Origin of the sequence: Lacrimispora sinapis, assembly GCF_043633585.1 — a bacterium.
Lineage (GTDB): Bacteria > Bacillota > Clostridia > Lachnospirales > Lachnospiraceae > Lacrimispora > Lacrimispora sinapis.
This window is the reverse complement of sequence record NZ_CP141832.1, coordinates 441596-460449: the sequence shown is the minus strand read 5'-3', so window position 1 is coordinate 460449 and position 18854 is coordinate 441596. Positions and strand designations below refer to the sequence as shown.

The following is an 18854-nucleotide window of genomic DNA, read 5'->3' as shown; positions in this document are numbered from 1 at the left end:
CCACTATGCTTTTGACTCGTTGCCACCCCTGAAGGGGCCTTTGTAATACCGACTAACCCTTAAAAGGGTCCTCGTATTCTTTTACACTTAGTTTATCTTGTAAAATATCCGCTTTCTCCTGCTCCTTTATATATTTTCGGATGGTGTCCTCATTTAGTCCTACCGTGCTTACGTAGTATCCTTCCGACCAAAAATGTCGGTTTCCGAATTTATACTTTAGGTTTGCATGGCGATCAAACATCATAAGGGCGGATTTTCCTTTCAGATAACCCATAAAGCTAGATATGCTAATTTTAGGCGGAATACTTACCAGCATATGTACATGATCTGGCATTATATGGCCTTCTAAGATTTGTACTCCCTTATAATTGCATAGTTGCTTCAAAACATCTCTCAAATCTTCCTTGTATTGATTATAAATTACTTTTCGTCTATACTTAGGTGTGAAGACGATATGATATTTGCACATCCATTTCGTATGTGCCAGTTCATTGGCTTTCTTCGCCAATGAAATCACCTTTCCTTTCTTTAATAGTGGCTTGGACACCTCTATTATAATCGGAAAGGTGATTTTTTGTATAACTTACTGACTCGCACCCGCATAGCGGGTGGTTTATTATTTCACATGGATTCATTTCTCTTAAAAAGAAACTCACCCATGTTCAACAGGCTAAAGCCCATAATAAAAAAGACTACCGATTATGATTAACCGATAGTCTTTGAAAGAAATTTTATTTAGTTGTTAAAAATATGGATTAGGGGTTCCCCATGTCTGAGACGCTCTTTCACTTGATTCATAGTCATAACCTAATGCGCCAATTGGAAACCTTACAAATCCATACCAAGGAGTAACATCATTGGGTTTCCTGGTCATTACCTTTCCATCAATCATCAGCTGGCCAAGCTCATTTACCTGATATCCATCTGGAGTAATGGTATTAGTGTAGAGGTATCCATATTCATTAAAACAATAAGCATATTTTAAACCATCTTGTTTACCATCAGGGGATACCATTAACCATTCCCATATACTTGTTGAAGACGAACGACTAGATCCATACCAGTAATTACTAATTCCATTTTCATTTAATGGTTTTGATGAATCTTGCTGCCATGAAGAATGTGAATATGGAACAGAATTAAAATACTCAATTTCAGCAAGTTCAGTTCCATAAGAGCATACATGACCAGTTGCATCAATAAATACACCATTTTCATCAGTTCTTGAACCTCCAGCAAATGAAGCATTTTTCATTAGATTACCATGTAAATCTTTAACATAAAATGTATAGGTATCTCTCTTAATTGCAGTTCCAGCATTAAGATAAAAATCCTTATTCTCCCACTCATTGGTTGTATATCCTGCCGGAAGCTTATCTGCAGTCCAGATGATTTCCGCAAATGCCGGTGTTGCCATGGTTACAGTAAGTACCGTCGATAATATTGCCCCGATTAATCTCTTTTTCATATCATTTCCTCCCTTTTTACCTAAACAATATATCAGCTACAACATGAGCCCATAATAGGTTATTATTGCTTTGTTGCCTCTTCAGAACCGCATCCATTTTACTTTCTACTTTCCAGCGATGTATTTGTTCTTCATAAAGATTCAACGCCTCTTTCATGGTATCTGCTCTTCCACATATCAATACATCCGCAAGATAATCCGTTGCCAATGGATATCGATATTTTTCAGGAATTATACTAATAATTTCAAGTTTTTCTTTAACAACACTATCCAACTGTTTTTTTAACTCATCACTCTTTTGAATTACCTTTTTGAGACTCCTATTTGTACTATAAAGTCCCCAAAATAAAGATAGGGGAAAATCAATTATACTTAATATAGCGAAATATCTCCAGGCTGGTACTATAAGTTCGTTCAAAAGTACAGCATCTGGATTTGGTGGTTCAATAGGGTATGCTAAGATTAGACGATATACCAATATTCCAAGCACTATGATAAGTATTATAAACATGCTAGGAAACCATCTAACGATAATCTGGCCTATTTTGTACCCTAAACTTTTCTGCCGCTTAATTCCATTTTCACAAGATTGATATTGTTGATTTAATTCTATAATTTTCTTGCACCAATATCCTGCTTCTTTTACTTTTTCTGTCGTAATATTCATACTCTATCCCCTTTGTTACATAATTGACATAATCATCAATACATGATATTCTAACAAAGGGTAACTGTTTCGGTAGTTTCCTAAATAATATTTTCTAAAATAACCATTCTCACTTGTCAGGCGGGGTGGTTATTTTTTATCTTTTTTCACTATACCATAATATGGAAATTTAATCAAACCTATCTATCCATATCCTTTTGAATGAAACATTCTCTTAACGTTAGCTCACGGTTACTTAAGTTATCTTTTCCTCCAATTAGCAAATTTCGATAAAACTTCTCCAAAAATTCATTGGTTTCCACTATCCCTTTTGCATATAAAGCATAATTAGCACGAACCAGAGCATTTCTGAAATAATGGCTACAATTCTTAAACATTGTATTATCGACTTGAAAGCCCATATTATTTAGATAACATTCCATAAATACGGCTGTCGTTCGTGTATTCCCCTCCATAAATGGATGCGCCTGCCAAATAGATGACGTAAAAGATGCTATTCTTTTTATGATCTGCTCTTGTGTGTATCCAGAATAACTCTTACTTTTCTCCACATTAAAATCATATTCAAGGGTATCTTCTAAAGCTGTGTAATTTGTATATTTTACAGTTGCACCATTAAGTATTGGCTCTTGCTTATAAATATTTACCAGCCTAAATTGTCCGGCATGATCATAGATATCTTTAAAAAGTTCCCGGTGAATAGCTTTTAAGGAAGCTATTTGAAGAGGATAGCCAGGGCTGTCCAGGATATGTGCTATCCTGGCTGCAACAAGATCTGCCTCTTTGTTTCTCCTCTCAATATCTTCCGGTGTTTCATCCTCATAACGCTTGTATAATAAGTCTTCTACTTCTTCATAAGATAATTCCCCTTCAATATTTGCCTCGGCCAACTGAAGTAAAAATTTTCACGGTACAAAAAACCTTTTTAAAACGGCTGTTAAAATTATAGAATTTTTCCAGATATTGCAGATAAAATGCAAATCCATTTACCATGGTATTTCCGGCAAAATTTCTTATTTTAACAGCCCTTGCTATTTCGTTAAACCCAATACGCGGGATTGATAATTAAAGCTCTTTTTTACCCCTCAAACGGATAACGGATTCCCCACTGCCGCCTTAGCTCATCCATTACGTTCATAATATTCAATGTAATCTTGTGAGGCATCTGAGGACATTCTGTCAGTCCCTTTTCAATGGCATCGGCACTGGCTTCTATCTGATATTCATAACCAGAGATCTGCTTTGGCCTTTCGTATGTCTCAACCACGTTCCGTTCCGTGTCGTAAACCTTTATGGATTCAAAGTTGTTGATATTCTCAATCACCATATATCCCTTGGTGCCGTATATAATTCCCTGCCTGTCAGAAATAACCCGTAACGAACTGTTAAGAATGGCCATCTTACCTCCCTGGTAGGTAAGGGTAATGCTGTTTTGTGCATCCACTCCGGTTTCGGTCTTAACCACACTGGACTTAATATCTGTAATATCATCTCCAAATATAAGCGAAGCAAAGTTTAAAGTATACACACCAACATCAAGCAGTGCACCGCCTGCAAGTTCCGGTTCAATGAGACGAGGCTTATCTGAAACCAGATAACAGAGATTGGCAGTAAGAGTCATCGGTTCCCCTATAATGCCGGGAAGCTATCACCTTTCTTATGGTCTCGGCCATTGGCATATATCTTACCCACATGGCTTCCGTAATTAAAAGATTTTTTTCTTTGGCCAGAGCAATCATCTCTTCTGCCTGTGAGGCGTTGGCTGCAAATGATTTTTCACAAAGCACGTGCTTCCCATTTTCCAGACACAGCTTTGCATTCCTGCAATGTTCCGAGTGAGGGGTCGCGATGTAAATCAATTGAATCTCCGGATCCTTTGCCAGTTCTTCATAGGACCCATAAGCCTTTTTGATGGAGAAACGTGAAGCAAATTCCTGGGGCTTTGTAAAGACTTCTGGAAGCAACTCCCACGAGCTGCACTTTTGGCATTTGAACCATTGTATCCGCCAGCACTGCTGCAATTCTTCCTGCTCCTAAAATACCGATTTTTATTGTTTCCATAGGTTAGACCTCCTGTTTGATTTTTTTATTTTTCACAAATACTGCTAATCCTCAGTATAACACAGGATAGATGCCTGTACAATGATTCTCCCGGTCTTTCCATAACAAGAAGAAAGGGAAATGAATGGGTCTTCTACAGAAGGCGTAAATACAGCAGGGTGTATGGATGACTCCTCCATGCGGTAAATAAATTGCTGCTTTTCGCTTTGATTATGAAACTCCGTTTCATAGCAATCCAAATCACTCTCGTGTCTGATTTGAATTGAAAATATTTCAGCTTTATGCCAGCTTTCCTTATCATACACATAAAAGATGGCATGATTTTTATAATATTCTTCATCCTTATACTTTTTTAAATCTGAAAACATAGTTCCGTCTTTCATATTGTGACCAAAAATCACTGTATTCCCATTGCCTGGGGCGGGAGTATCCTCTTGAATAAACAGACAGCCGCTGGGATTTTCAGTTCCCCCAAAGGTGTGGTTTAAATAGTAACCGGGGCGGGGGCTTCTTACTACGGGATAATTAATTGATGTTCCTGGGATGGCCAGCCAGAATAAGTAGTCTGGATTGATTTTCTTTAGTTGAAGGTGAAGGGACCGCCTGGGAGTTGACGGCTGAAAGGCTGGCGGGGGAGAATCAGATTTATTTTTATTGTTCCAAATATTTTGATTTAATGCTTTATATTCCTGGTCTGCTGCCTGGTATGTTCTGTAACGATCTATGAATTTTGTGCCAAACATGAGTGCTCCTGACAACCATACCAGGATTAAAAATATCTTTTTTAAATTTCCAATCTGTTTGGATTTGTTTTGAATGGTACTACTTTTAGATAATATATGATTTAGCTTCATTTACTAAGGTCACTATCCGTTTTATTTGTTCTGTGCTTTCCACTTTTCAATGTAATAAATGCCCCGGAAAGGCAAATCAATATTCCGAAGATCCAGAATACAACCGGAGTATTATCTCCTGTTTTCTCCCCCCGCTTTCCTTTTACTTTTCCGTAAATTAATTCCAGCCATGCAGGATTAAAAGGATCTTTAACGTATGTTGCTGTAATTTTTCCTACTTTAACCTTATTTTCAGGCTGATCAGGTTCAGGGGGTGGGGGTGGCACTGGTTCAGGATCATTTCCTTTGGTTCCGGGAACCTTTAAGTCCGTCATAAAAACATCCAGCTGTTTTGCCTCTTTGGGAACGATAAATTCTACATCAGGAGCGGAAAGATATCCCTCTGGTGCTTTTACCTCATTAAGAATGTACTTCCTGCCAGCATCCAGGACTCCATTTATATTGACCGCTTCCATACCGGTTATAAAGTCTTTTACTATTACATTCCCCGCTTCGTCCAGAATGCGCAAAACTGCTCCTTCCAGCATTTTCCCCTTTCCATCAATTTTAGAAATTTTTATTCTTGTTGTGTCGTTTCTCATTTCTGCCATGGTAATACTATTATTACGTTTTACAGTAAATGTAACAGGTTCTGAATATGCGTATCCGCTTTTGGGCTTTTCCTCACAGAAATAATAGGTTTCTCCTGCTTTTAGATCACCAATTATCTGATGAGGCTGGTCTGTAGAAATCCATTCATCTACAATAGATCCACTTTTATTTCTAACACTCATCTGATTGCCGGGGAGCTCGTTTTGGCCTGTTATGGACTTTTTTGACAGTATCATATGTGTTGGGTGATTGATCATGATTACTGTATCCCTGCTGCCATTTTTATTAACAGTAAAAGGGACGTCTTCCGAATAAGAGAATCCTTTTGCAGGCTGTATCTCATGCAGCCAATATTTATTTCCGGCAATCAACTGCCCTTTGATTTGTTCAAATTGATCTGACGTTTGAAAAATAAGATTATCTCCAACGTTTACATATGAGGCATTTCTTATTGCCTTAGCTGGGGATTTATCTTCATTTAATATTTGCAGGGTATTTCCCGGCATTTGCTTTTCCGCCTGTGACGGGGTACTTTCTGAGCTGCTATATGATAGTTTTTTTATGACAACCTCTGTCATTTTATCCGTCATTGTTATTTTAAGGGGTACAGCTTTCCTGGGAATCGTAAACTCCACGTTTTGGGTATAGGCATAGCCAGGCGGAGCTTCCTCTTCAATTAACTCATACGTTCTCCCTGCGATCAAAATCCCTTTTAATTGGCAGGACTTTCCTTCCTGGGAGAAGGATTTTATAACCTTGCCGGTTTCCTTTTCCCTGATTACAAAACGTCCGCCGGTGAGAGGTTCACCAGTTTCTTCATCTATTTTTATAATGCTAATATCTGTTTGCTTATCCTCCATAATGATTGTTTCCGATATCCCATTTTCATCTGCAATAAAGTGAATTTCCTTTTCAAAGGCATAACCTTCTGGTGGGAAATCTTCCCGGAATACATATTCCTGTCCTGGAGTAATAAGTTCTGAAGGAATTGTGACTGGTGTACTATTTTCTACGGTAAATTCATGAAGGACTTCTCCACTATTTTTATCAATCAGGCTGTAATTCCCGCCGTTTATGATTTTATTGGTGTCTCTATCAACCTTTACAAAGTTCAGATTCACCGGCTTATCTTCCATATCTACATTATCAACCATGCCGGAGCTATTAATGGTAAACCGGTATATCCCGGTGGTAACATTGCTTTTATCACTGTAGATCGTGGTTTCTGTCAACTGATAAGTCCCTCCAGCTGTCAAAAGCTCCCGGATCACTTTGTCATCCTGATTATTTTTAAATACGGCGCTCTGTAACGCTTTTTGTATCTCTCCGGTTATAGTCCCTCCTTCCAGTTCATAGTTGTCTGCTGATTCCTGGCTTATTTCATATTTGGTTCCGTAAGGGAGTCCGGCAAACGTTATATATCCATCTCCCGTCAGGGTAATGGTTCCCTCTCCCTTGATCCGCCCCTCCACGGAGCCTCCAAATGCCTGGTATCCAGTTAAAACAACTCCATTCTGATCGGTAAGCTTCACATGGTATTTAAAGGAATCGGTTTGACTTTCAGAGTGCCCCGTACTACCGGGTATTCCGGTACCGGTCAGCTTGTTTACAATGGTAATAGATCCGTCCGGTACAATGGGGTTTGCCAGGGCTGTGCGCTTTGATACGGCATTTACTTTTGTTTCAAACCACGCTTTTGCCTGTGTTCCTGTCTCTCCATTTATGGTCGCGACCACTTCCACGGTACCGCTTTCATGGGCAGCAACATCCCTAAGATTCCATGTGATAATTCCGTTCTGCTCGGTTCCATAATCGGTAGATCTTAAATATTCCAGTCCATCTGTTAGGATCGCTTTGATCCGGATATCTGCCGGGTGGTCGTAGGTGTTGGTGTAAGTAATAGAGTACTTTATGACACTTCCTGCTTTCACCGCTTCATAATCCGCCCCGATGCTGCTTGTTACTTTGGCTATTGGTATTTCTTTCACAACGGGATTCAGAATCGTATACTCGTGGTTTTCCTCGTTGACTGCCCAGCTGGCCAGAACGTTTCCTTCCCCATCCGTTAAGTTCTCTCTGGTTCCCAGGTACGTCCTGGAAGGTAAGGTGTAGGTTCCGTTTTCGTCAAAGTAGATCCGCCTGGTTTCCTTAAAGGATTTCTCAGACCTTCCATCCGAATATCTGGTATACTCTGTGATTTCATATAAATGACCTTCGGTAATTCCATCCATGGCGGTTACGGTTTGATTTTCTCCGGTTCCTATTAAGGCGGGCAATTCATAGCCGGTATCCAGATCCTTTAAAATGGTATATACCTTTACCGGTACCCGGCCGGTTACGGTAAGCGCTTCAATGGCTCCGTTTTCACTGGCAAGTTTTAATACATGAAAATTATTGGATACATTCTGGATACCTGTTCCTGCTTTATTTACGGTAAAGATCACTGGTTTTGACACAGCATATCCAGCCGGAGCCTTTAACTCCTCCATGATGTAGACCTGGCTTGCTTTTAGTTTTTTCTTTAGAGTAAAGCCGTCTTCCCCGGAAAGGACCGTTGCTATGGCTCCTCCATTCTTTTGATATTCTCCGTCAATGGCTATTGCCTCATACACTGCTATCTTCGCACCTTCAATAGCCATTCCTGTATCAAAGTTTGTCTTTTTAAAAAATATTTGTGTTGGTTTATTCTCAATTTCACAGGAATAAAGTATCTCTTTTTCGTTCCCTTTTCCGTCAAATTGGAATTTCTTTTTTCCCTCATAAATCTGGTAAAAATCCGGTGGGGAAATTTCTTCTATAACATAGGTATAAGGCGTTATGGTTCCATCTGTCTGGACTTCACCAACGGGGAGCTCTTTTAAAACAGCGTTTCCTTCAGTGCCGGTTGTCATGTACCAGACTGTTCCCGTATCTGTGTTGGTTACTTTAAAACGGGCATTTTCTAATCCCTCATTGGTATCAGAAGCTTTTTTATGAATTTCCAATGCTCCAACAGTAGGAATATTGGTGATCCGGTAAACCGGAATCTTTTCTGCTCCCACTTCTATCTTCACGGGATCTGCTTTCTGCATGTAAGGTGGCGGGGTAACTTCTACGATGAAGTACGTTCCATATGCAACCTTGCTGATCCGGTGAGGCTTTAAATCTCCAACCTTAAACCCTTCTATGATTTTGTCATTAAACTGGTCTTCTTTGGTGTAGCGTCCGTCTGTTCCGGAGATCCAGGTTTCTATAAGGTGTGCTTCATCCTTTACTAAATTTCCTGCTTCATCGGCCCGGTATAGAGCAAGTTCGGCTCCTTCGGCTGCGTACTGATTTGTTCCATCTGTGACAACCTTTAAGACGTTAATGAACTTCTCTTCATTTTGTAAGCTGACTCGCTGTATGGCTCCTGTTTCGTGAATGACTATGGCTTTTGGATTAGCCGGTTCAAATCCTTCCGGAACTTTTTCTTCCACCAGAACATACGCCCCGATCTTTTTCCCGTCCTTTTCTGCATTCAGAGGCAGATAATCCAGACGATGCATTCCCTGTAAAGTGTCATAGGTTTTTATTCCCTCATTCTCTTGGTAGTTAAACTGGTATTCAAAGTTGAGTGGCAGCTTTCCATTGGGGTCAAGGGCACCGTTTGTCACGTTCCGGTAAATGGTGATTCGGATTACCGCCCCGGTATCGGTGGTCCAGGTCTGGGTGATGCTTTCTCCCTTTCCAGTTGGTTTGCTTTCTGTCCGTTCTGCACTCCGCTTTCCAGCTTTGGTGTACCAGGTAAGATAGGTAAGATCTTCTCCCTTTTCCCGGTAAGCGGCTTCAAAATCGGTAAGGAAACTGGATTTATTATCGGTAATGCCAAGAAAGCCTTTCATGCGGTCCACAAGCTTCTTGCTCTTTTCCGTCAACTCTGTGTATTGGCTTAAATCGTCTGTGGTCCACTGATCTACTTTCTTTGACTCATCATACTGGGGCTTTCCTCCTTCCATTAAAATGTTTCCATCCTGGTCTGTTTTGGCTTCATATATGGCCAATCCAGCCGCATGATCGTTTGGCAGAAGGGTCTTAACTCCCTTGTTGTCTAAGAAGTACTTATAGACCTCCAGCTTCGTGTGATCATTGGTTACGTTGATGGTCTGAACATCCCCGGCAGCTTTTACCGTTATCTCCATAGAAGTTCTTACATACCCGGTTGCTGCTTCTGATTCCTCCAGAATGTAATCTCCGGCCGGGATTCCTTCAAAGTACTTGGCTTTTCCATCGGTAATCCAGTCAGCTACAATCCGCACCGGTGCATTATTTTTCGTACTTTCTACGGTCCACTCTGCCGGTTTGTTTTCTTCTTTGACCAGGTAATAACCTTTGGGATAGGTGTGGATGTCCGTAGTGGAAACTCTTTTGGCTTTATAAAGTGCCAGATGTGCACCGTTGATCAGATTATAGCTGTAAGAGCCTTTGGGTTCTGTCACAATCAGGCCATTCTGGTAGTCACTGATAATTGGTATCCGGTACTGACTGGCCGCATCGGTCTTTGTGATCTCTACTTTGATCTTAGGATCTTCCATTCCGGTGGTTTGTACTTTTTTGGTTTCCTCTACGGTAATTCCCTGGGGGAATCCTTTTCGATAGCCGGAAGGTGCTTTTACCTCTTCCATGATGTATGTTCCTGGAATTACACGCTTTAGCATATCTGCTTGTCCAACCGTAACCTCAAATCGTAAATCATCGTTTGTATATTTATCTCCGGTAGTCCAGGAGTTTTCTATTATCCTGGCTTCCCCCTGGCGATGATAGAGCTTCGGATCGTCGGTGGTATCTTCTTCGTTTCCAATGGCATCTTTTCCGGCCTTATCATTAATCCGGTAAGCGGCCTTATTGAAAGCATCTAAGAGATCATCATACCGGTATCGAACATAATCTCCATCAATGTCATAAATAGGATCTCCCTTTTTATAGGTTTTATTGGATTTCTGATAATACTCCGGTAAGCCGTGGCCGTTTAATACTGGATTCATGCTCTTTATAAAGGTTTTCCCCTGGTACGTTCCGGTAGTATACTCCTGATCTGTGTCTGCATTGATTGAAGCGATCCGGTAGGTTTTAATCTTTTCCCTGGCGATAATTGCTCCGGTTTTATTCTTTGATAGCTTTACCGGCCATACCAGAAACTTATCCCCTTCTTTAGAGTAGGCCATTCCAGTAGTTGGATCGACATATGCATCCCGGTTTCCTTCTCCATCTAAATGATAAAGCGTTGCTCCCAAAGGAAGTTCTAGGCGCTTGTCTGCCTTTATGTAGCGGACAGTGGTTAAATCCCCACCGGCCAGCTCAAAGACTGGTTTTCCTGCTTTTAGGAGGAATAAGGATTCCTTATTTTTTGCCTGGACCTTAGTTCCATTCCTGTCATAGCCGTAAACAGTTCCATCCGTACCGGTTTCCATTACCGTAAGATTGGCCAGGGAATAGAAAAGAATGTCTGTGTCCCCCCGGTCAATGGTTTGGTACGTCCAGGTGCCTTCTCCGGTTCCTCCTGCAAGGCTTTCTTCCGGATCGTCTTTTTTAATAAATTCTACGGTATTTCCAGCGTATCCCTTTTTTACCTTTATGGACTGCACATTATTATTCCGGTCCCTGGTTACTTCCACACCATCATATCCGTAATCACCGCTGTCTCCATTTTCCTTGATCTCTATGGCATCATAAAGGGTCATCTTTGCACCGGCAACGTAACGGTTTTGATCATCGGCGGTATCCAGGGGCCTGGAGATCAGACCGTAACCGGCAAACACACCGTCTATGTACACCAGTTCCACATCCTCACCGGCATCCTTTCTGGACTGAAGGGTTTCTATGGTTCCCTTGTACCAGGCATAGCCTAAATAAGTTCCGTTCTTGTAAGCAAATTCCAGGTTTTCCATCCCGTACTTTTTCTTTAATTCCAGTTCCGTTCCTTCCAGCCTGGTATCAGTTTTGTAAGTGACCGTTTGATTAGAATCCTTGATTTTTGATACCTCTAGGCGAATGGGCGTATTTGCTACATAGATCCTGGCCGTATCTTCTTTTAATGTTTCATTTTCACCTTGATTCTCATAGATTGCTGCCGCTACTCTTTTATCCCGGTTTCCGTCCAGATAATAGGTGGTTTTATCGGAATAAACTTCAATGGCTACCGGCTTTGTTCTCACATAGCCTGCCGGAGGCTTGATTTCACAAAGGACATAGCTTCCGGCTCCAAGGGGCTGGGGTGTCACAAGATATCCGGTGTTCTGATCCTGATTTTCAGTACTTGTCTCATCCTCTTCCTTTGCCTGTAGGCCATCTCTTGTTGTGGCGAAGGCTTCAAACTGTCCTGTTCTTCTTCCTTCCTGATCGGCAAGAATCACTTGCTTTGTTTCCTCACAGATTGGGGTTCCTGCCGGAACGATTCCCGTCCATGTGGCACCAATCTTACTGATTTTTTTCGCTCCCATGGCTGTCAAAAACTCCTTAGAGCCGTTGATGCGGGTATCTGTCTCATAGAACTTTACCAGGCCGTCTGTCGTCTCTCCATCCTCTCTGGAAGCGGCATAGAGGGCAAACAAGGCACCGTCATGTAAGATGTTTTCTCCGGTCTCCGAATCCAGTTTTTCGATTCTTAACCGGCTTGTATAAAAGGTATTTGTAAATTTCCGATAACCATACCCTTTATAGCTTGATGTACCATTTTCATTTTGTTTGGTATCAGTTAATTCATCCGCTGGCTCCGTAACCGTCCAGGGAACCAGCATAGAGGCATATTTGCCATCATAAGCGGTCTGCATCCCTTCCATGGCAGTCACATGATCCTTATGGACTTCTCCTTTTTCACCAGGAAATGCAACCTGATCATAGATCTGCTTATCTTCTGATATTGATCCATAGTGGTATATTTTTTCCACTCCATCGGTTTCATAGGTGGTGCCGTTAGGGGCTTCCTTTCCGGCATTTCCATCATCGCCCTGGTAATGGCTATTTGAATTTCCTCCGTTTTCTACCGGATCAACCATGGTATTGTAATAATCTTTTCCCGGATCGTTTTTTTCCTGCGTGATGGTAAAATGTCCTTTTCCGGAAGGATCACCAGCAGCGGAACCGGAAATTGCCTGAAGGTCCAGACCATAAGGAAAAATCTCATAATCTCCTAACCGGCTATGCGCCCGGATCACATACGTTCGCTTGTCCTCTGCACTCTCTCCAGGCCATTCCTCATTAAATCGGATGTGGTATTTGGAAGAAAGCTGGGAAACAGTATCCATTTCGTTATAACGGTAATAAATGGCCAACTCCTCCGGGGTTTTGTCTGATCCGGATTTTCCTTCCTCGTAGACGGAGGGAAGTTCAATTTCTTTCGGGGCATCTGTTTTGTAATGCTTATTGAAAAGATCCCCCAAATCCTTGTTAAAAGGCTGCTGTTCTACGGCCACATAGGTTCCGTAGGGGAGATATTCGGATACTCCGTAACAATACCGGGCCTCTGCATCTTCCTGGTCGGCGCTTAGGGTCGTTGTATCTTTGTCCTTTCCTCCCTCTGCTTCGCTGTCCCAGGCAATGGAATAAATTTCATCAAGGTCATAGCTGAAGAATGGTTTTAAATAATTCTCTGCCTTTTTAATTGCTTCGGACAACGCCTTATCATAAATTTCATCAGAATACGTTTCACTTCCTGCGATGCCTTCGGTTTCTCCAGCCGGATTCTTCTTTACAAGCTTTGCAACTTCATCATCCAAGTACCAGGTGATGGCAAACTGGCGGACATGATCCGAACGCTGGGAATTGTTTTCAGCTTCTTCAGAGGTGTTAATACTGTTTTTCATGTCTGGATTGTTATGAATTGCTGGATACTGTGTCTCCCCTCCACCGGTTCCAAACAGGAGTTTTTTAATCCAGGCAAACGGCTTAAAAGAAGTGCTGTCATTGTCTGTTCGGTCCCACCGGTCTTCATTGGCCACTTTTATGGCATCAAAGAACTTTTCATAGTTGTAACGACTGACGGATATTTCCTTTCCTTCCTCATCTTTGATTGTTTGGATCGTTTTTTCCAGGACTGCCGTATATCCATTGTTCTGTTCTGCATTAATTAAACCATTTGAAAAACCGTACAGTTCCTTGTTGGCAATGGCTGCTTTATTGGAATCTTTTATAAGCGGATTAGTCTGGTGGTCTACGTTTGTATAGACCTTTTGCACCTTTTCCGGGAATGTGTTCCGGTATGCTTTGATATCCACCGGATTTCCATTCCGGTCCTGCCAGAGAATGGTTCCATCTTCGGCCCGATAAAGCCGTTCTAAGTTGGATTTTAAATACGCTTTAAACCGGAAGTTCTTTAAATACTTTGCATTATTTCCGGTTCCACCTCCATTTTCAGTGTAATGATCTTCAATGTCGGTATTCGCATACGTGTTATTTTCATAAGTGCCATCCTCCTTTACAGAGATGTCCTTTGTGATCTTGATTTTCTGAAGGATGGGGCGCTCCTCAACGGATATATTATTATTACGAGTTCCTCCGTCAGAATAAATTTGGTTCCAGCCATACCGGAGGGTCACTGTTTCAATAAAAGTTCCGGCACCGGACATGTTGGGAGATACAGAAATATTTCCGTAATAACCGGTATATTCCTCTGGCGTGATATTGGACCCTTCTACAAAAGTATCCTCATATTTGATTTTATAATCAGTAGAAGCATTCCCTTCCTCTCCCCCTGCATTAATGGTATAGCCTTTTCCGTCATATATAGCGGCTACCGGGGTGTCCACATCCTTCAGTTCATATCCTGGCGCAACCTGAACTTCTTCTTCCACCATAATTTTCTTAATGCTGCCATCATTATTCCGGAGCGGTTCTCCCTGGCCATACACCCAGTAAGTGTGTTCCGGGCTTTCTTTGATCGTAATTGCAGATAGATCCTCCGGGAATACTGCCTGTTTCTTTGAAAGTTCTCCTGCTCTTACTTTTGCAAAGGTAAGAAATCCGTTTCCATTTTCTTTATAATCTGCTAACTGGTCCAAGGTGTATGGAACATAGATATAGCCAGAAACCTCAGTTCCATTAATCTTGTAGTCCAGAGATTTCTTGATATAAGTCAATTTGTTTACTTCATCATAAACACCGGAGGATACAGAATTTCCTACCCGGTAGGAGTAACGAATCACGGCTTTTCCATCGGTGACATCCTGCACTCGCAAGCAGTTAAAAACGGAAAGACCGGCTTCTTCCATTCCTTCATAGAGGCTCTTTGCCTGTTCTTCAAAGGTTTCTCCCTCCAGGGGAATCAAAATCCAGGGGGCACCCTCATCCGGTTCTTTAAAGGAAGCTATTTTCAGTGCTTCATTGGCATCTTCCATTAGATCCTCTGTATTCTTCTTATCCTCAAAGGTAGGAATGGTATAACGGAGGGCATTATCCGGGCGGACTGAAGTGTAATCATACTCCGGATCAGAAACCTGGCTTACTACGGCACTTTCACCATTGGGAAGTGTTACCGTATCCCCTGCTTTCGCTTCCACGCTGGAACCATTTATAATGACTCTTGCTCCGGCTTCTTCTGCCAGGGCGGTTTCCTCCCTGGTCACATATTCCGTATGCGTCCCCTTTGGATCTTCTACAACCTCACTTCTGGTAATATAAAACGTGGCTCCCTCCGGAATATTTTGTGCATAGATCCGGTATCCGTTTATCGTTCCATTACTTTTTACCGTAAAGGTATTAACATGCTTTACCCTGTCGATTCCAATGCTTCCGGCAGATACAGTTCCCTCTGCCGAAGGATTTCCACCGGCTTCAAATGCCTCCTTGTTGCTGACGGCTGCATCCTTTCCATAAACAGAAAGTTCATAGCCTTCCGAACGAGTCAGTTCCTTGATGTAATACTGGGTTCCATCCGCATTGACAATCAAAGGCTGACCGATCCAGCAATTGCCGTTTAATGCTTCGTTGTTCTTGATAGGATAGGAATGGTTGCTTTCTCCTGTTCCGTCCTTTCCCTGATTGGAGGAAAGCTTTTCATAGCCTGTTGAGGTTTCGTTCCGGCTGTCCGTAAGGGAAATGCTGCTTCCCCTTTCTGTGTGACCGCTAAAACGTTCCATATCAGATTCCTTTCCAATAGCTTTTCCCATCGCAGTGTAAAGGTTCGTTGGTGCAGAATTTGCCCAGCCATCAGAGGTTTTTACAATTGTTCCGTTTTGATAATTAAATGTATAGCCAGGAGCCTGAGTAATAGCCAGAAAGCTTCCATCTCCGTTTCGGTCAGTTGTTGCTATGGATACCAGGTTGTCCTTTTTAAAGAGGATACCGGAATGCCCATCCGGGTGAAAAATATCGGTTGCCGCAAACAATCCGTAAACGGCTCCTTCTAAAGTTCCATCACCTTGACTATCCCCATAAGCATTGAAAGAATCAGATTCCCCAGCCTTTAAATCCATATCTTTTTTATTAAAGTGGATTTCTCCTTTTGTTCGATGATCATAAGCGATAAAGGTCCAGTCCTTGATGGATGATTCAAGGGGATTTATTCGGCTTGTTTCCGTAGATTCCGGAAGAGAGGAAAGTGATGATGATCCGCCTCTATCCCCATCATCGTCATCTGATAAGCGGAAAAGTGCTTTTGTCTTATTTGCCAGAAACTGAACGCTATTTTTGACTCCTTCAAAAAAGCCGGTAAAAGAGATTCCACCGTTGACGACTTCTACCTGAGAAGGGGTTGCCTTCTGTTTTTTTACAGGCTCTGGAAGTTCCATAACCTGTGTCTCTGAAATGGCTTCTGGTAGATTCTCACTTACTGTTTCTGGTGGTATTTCAGTTTTGGGTTCTTCCAGGGTCTCTGATTCTGTCTCTGTCTCTGCCGGTACCTCACCTTTGGTTTCTGACTGAGTTTCTGCTTCGGTTTCCTTTTGTGTTTCCTCTTCTGTCTCCGGCTGTGTTTCTGCCTCGGTTTCCTTTTGTGTTTCCTCTTCTATCTCCGGCTGTGTTTCTGCTCCGGTTTCCGATTGTGTTTCAGTATTTGCTTCAGACGGAGCCTCGGTATCATGTTCTACTGGTATTTCCTCCTCTGATCTGTCACTGGAAATAATAACTTCTTTCTGATCATTTGGAGTTACTTGATCCAATGCACCAAATCCCATAAGAAACTGCTGTTTGGAGATTGGGGTTGATTGCTGTTCGAGAGGTGTACCAGAAGATATAGAGTCCGCTTCCATGTCCGGTCCATCTTCCGAACTCCCGGTGTGATCCATGCCGGAAGACTGATAGCTCTTAAATTCACTTGATGATACAGTTCGCCATTCCAGAGGAATATCATCCGGATGACTTCCGTGAAGAGAATAGCCAGGTGCTGGGGTCGTTTCCTTTGCAGAGTATTCATAGGTTAAGGAAATGAAGTCTTTGTAGAACTGATCCCGGTCCTTTTCCAAGGCTTCCTTTTGGGTCTTTCCAGTTGGATCAATGGCATGAAAGAAACCACCTTCTTCCACTAACCGCTCACACTCTTCCACCCCGGCCAGCCACTCGGCCCATGCACTGTCATGAAGCTGCTGGTTATATTCTTCTACCGCTTCGATCTCATCCTCATTGGTCTGCTCTCCGGTTTCTTCGTCATATTCCGGCTCCGGGACTTCTTCATACTCTACGACAGGGGCCGGATGGCCACTGCAATAGCCCTTTTCATAGGTATAGCTTCTTGCATCGGAATGAGCGACTTTACGATGAATATTTCCCTGGGAGTCAACGTAATGGAGTTCTCCGTTTTCATCTGTAATATGTTCATCAGCGTTGCAGGGATCATTTTCCGGGTCTGTCCATCGTTCAAACTGGGAACTGGAGGAATTGGCCTGGTTATATAAGTTCGATTCGGAATCGTTTAATCCCATGTCTCCACTGTAGTTTGTAGAAATTCGATCTTCATCGCTTCCTTCATCTTCTTCCCATGATGCGCCGGTTAATGAGCCAGTATTGGAAGAGTAATCTCCTGGACTCTCTAAATCCAGATCGGTGCTGTCAAGCTGGGAATCATCGAATTTTTCTAAGATATCCCAATGAGAACCGGCCAAGGGCTTTCCTGTTTCAGAATCAAACTTCAGAATACCCACGTTATAACTGGCACCAAATCCTTCTGTATGTTTAAAACGCTGTACTTTTCCTGATCCTCCAGATCCAATACGCACATGGACCTCTAAGTCTTTATCCATCTTGGCTGCAAAGTATGTCTGAGAAATATCAAAAGCATAACTTCCATCTTTACTATTAGGATTTCTTGTATAAAACTTAAAAGTTGCAAGTTGGGCCGAACCGATATCTTTTGCTAAGGTAGCACCTACCTGACTTTGATTTGCCCAATAAAGAGTTCCAATTCCTTGCCCATTATCAGGTACATCACCAGATAGGGAAGTAAATACAAGACCTGCGTCCGTTGGTCCACTGTAGGTCCAGTCCCCAAAAAGGTCTTTTGCAGATAGTCTCTGATAATAACCTTTTACAACATCATTAGGATATGGAATGGTAATGGTATAAGCATCCGTAGGATGATCCATTTTAGCAAAGTAAACGGTTTCACCGGAATCTTCTTCAAAGTCCTTAGTAATAGTAGCTGCATCCCATACATTACCAAAGGTCCACTCAGCCCAGTTCTTACAGCCTCTTGCTGCATACTCTGGCGCCACTTGCGTATTGGAGAGCTGATTATAAATGGAGCGGTCCCCGACTGCATTGGGATTTAACTGCATTAACACGGCCTTATAATTGTCACTTTCACGGAACGCACTTATATCATGTTCCCAGTCACCAGTAAAGCCACATTCATCTGCCGCAATCCAGTTAATAATAGATGCAATAATGTATTGGGAAGTCCCAGCATTAGCATCATTACAGGCTTCTATGCTGTCATTGCTTCCCATGTGGGTAGCATATACATTCATTAAAAAATTGAATTTTTCTCTTTTTTCATCTCCTATTTTTTTTGGAAATAATGGTGGCCTTTTATCTGCGGTCCAGTAATTATCAAGAAATGCCTGGCTTCCAAGGTATATCATGGCATTCTCTGTATGACCTTGTACACAATATAGAAAGGTTTTGTCAAACTCGCTAAAGGCGCCATTACTATTTTGCTTATTTTCAACCAGATATTGCTTAGCTCCTGCTGGAAATACATAACCTGCATTATCCTTTAAATTGATCCATTTAGTTTCATACATAAGTCCAGTAGGCGTGTAACCCC

At 42.0% G+C, this 18854-nt stretch carries 6 protein-coding genes and 1 pseudogene; all 7 read right to left on the bottom strand.

Annotated elements, in window-relative coordinates:
- Positions 1–52: 52 nt before the first annotated feature.
- Positions 53–517 carry an IS200/IS605 family transposase gene (gene tnpA, locus VIG27_RS02095; protein ID WP_394524837.1) on the bottom strand — a complete coding sequence of 155 codons (465 nt, stop codon included), beginning with the start codon at positions 515–517 and terminating at the stop codon, positions 53–55.
- Positions 518–742: 225 nt separating this feature from the next.
- On the bottom strand, positions 743–1468 hold the full coding sequence (locus VIG27_RS02090) for a hypothetical protein (RefSeq protein ID WP_394524834.1): 726 nt from the start codon (positions 1466–1468) through the stop codon (positions 743–745).
- Positions 1469–1484: 16 nt separating this feature from the next.
- Positions 1485–2135 carry a hypothetical protein gene (locus tag VIG27_RS02085; protein WP_394524832.1) on the bottom strand — a complete coding sequence of 217 codons (651 nt, stop codon included), beginning with the start codon at positions 2133–2135 and terminating at the stop codon, positions 1485–1487.
- Between the two features lie 179 nt (positions 2136–2314).
- Positions 2315–3025, bottom strand: coding sequence for a Fic/DOC family protein (locus VIG27_RS02080; RefSeq protein WP_394524840.1), 711 nt, complete (start codon positions 3023–3025; stop codon positions 2315–2317).
- A 188-nt stretch (positions 3026–3213) separates the two neighbouring features.
- Positions 3214–4196 (bottom strand): annotated as a pseudogene (locus VIG27_RS02075) (Gfo/Idh/MocA family protein).
- Between the two features lie 44 nt (positions 4197–4240).
- Entirely contained in the window at positions 4241–4939 is a 699-nt protein-coding gene (locus tag VIG27_RS02070; protein ID WP_394524839.1) for a class B sortase, read from the bottom strand.
- Between the two features lie 107 nt (positions 4940–5046).
- Complete coding sequence (locus VIG27_RS02065) at positions 5047–18669, bottom strand: SpaA isopeptide-forming pilin-related protein (RefSeq protein WP_394524838.1); 13623 nt, start codon at positions 18667–18669, stop codon at positions 5047–5049.
- Positions 18670–18854 lie beyond the last annotated feature (185 nt).

Bases quoted from the DNA above. Each gene is read 5' to 3' on its own strand.
- VIG27_RS02090 (WP_394524834.1), bottom strand. From the start codon at position 1,468: ATGAAAAAGAGATTAATCGGGGCAATATTATCGACGGTACTTACTGTA.
- VIG27_RS02085 (WP_394524832.1), bottom strand. From the start codon at position 2,135: ATGAATATTACGACAGAAAAAGTAAAAGAAGCAGGATATTGGTGCAAG.
- VIG27_RS02070 (WP_394524839.1), bottom strand. From the start codon at position 4,939: ATGTTTGGCACAAAATTCATAGATCGTTACAGAACATACCAGGCAGCA.
- VIG27_RS02065 (WP_394524838.1), bottom strand. From the start codon at position 18,669: ATGATATACCTTGGAAGCCAGGCATTTCTTGATAATTACTGGACCGCA.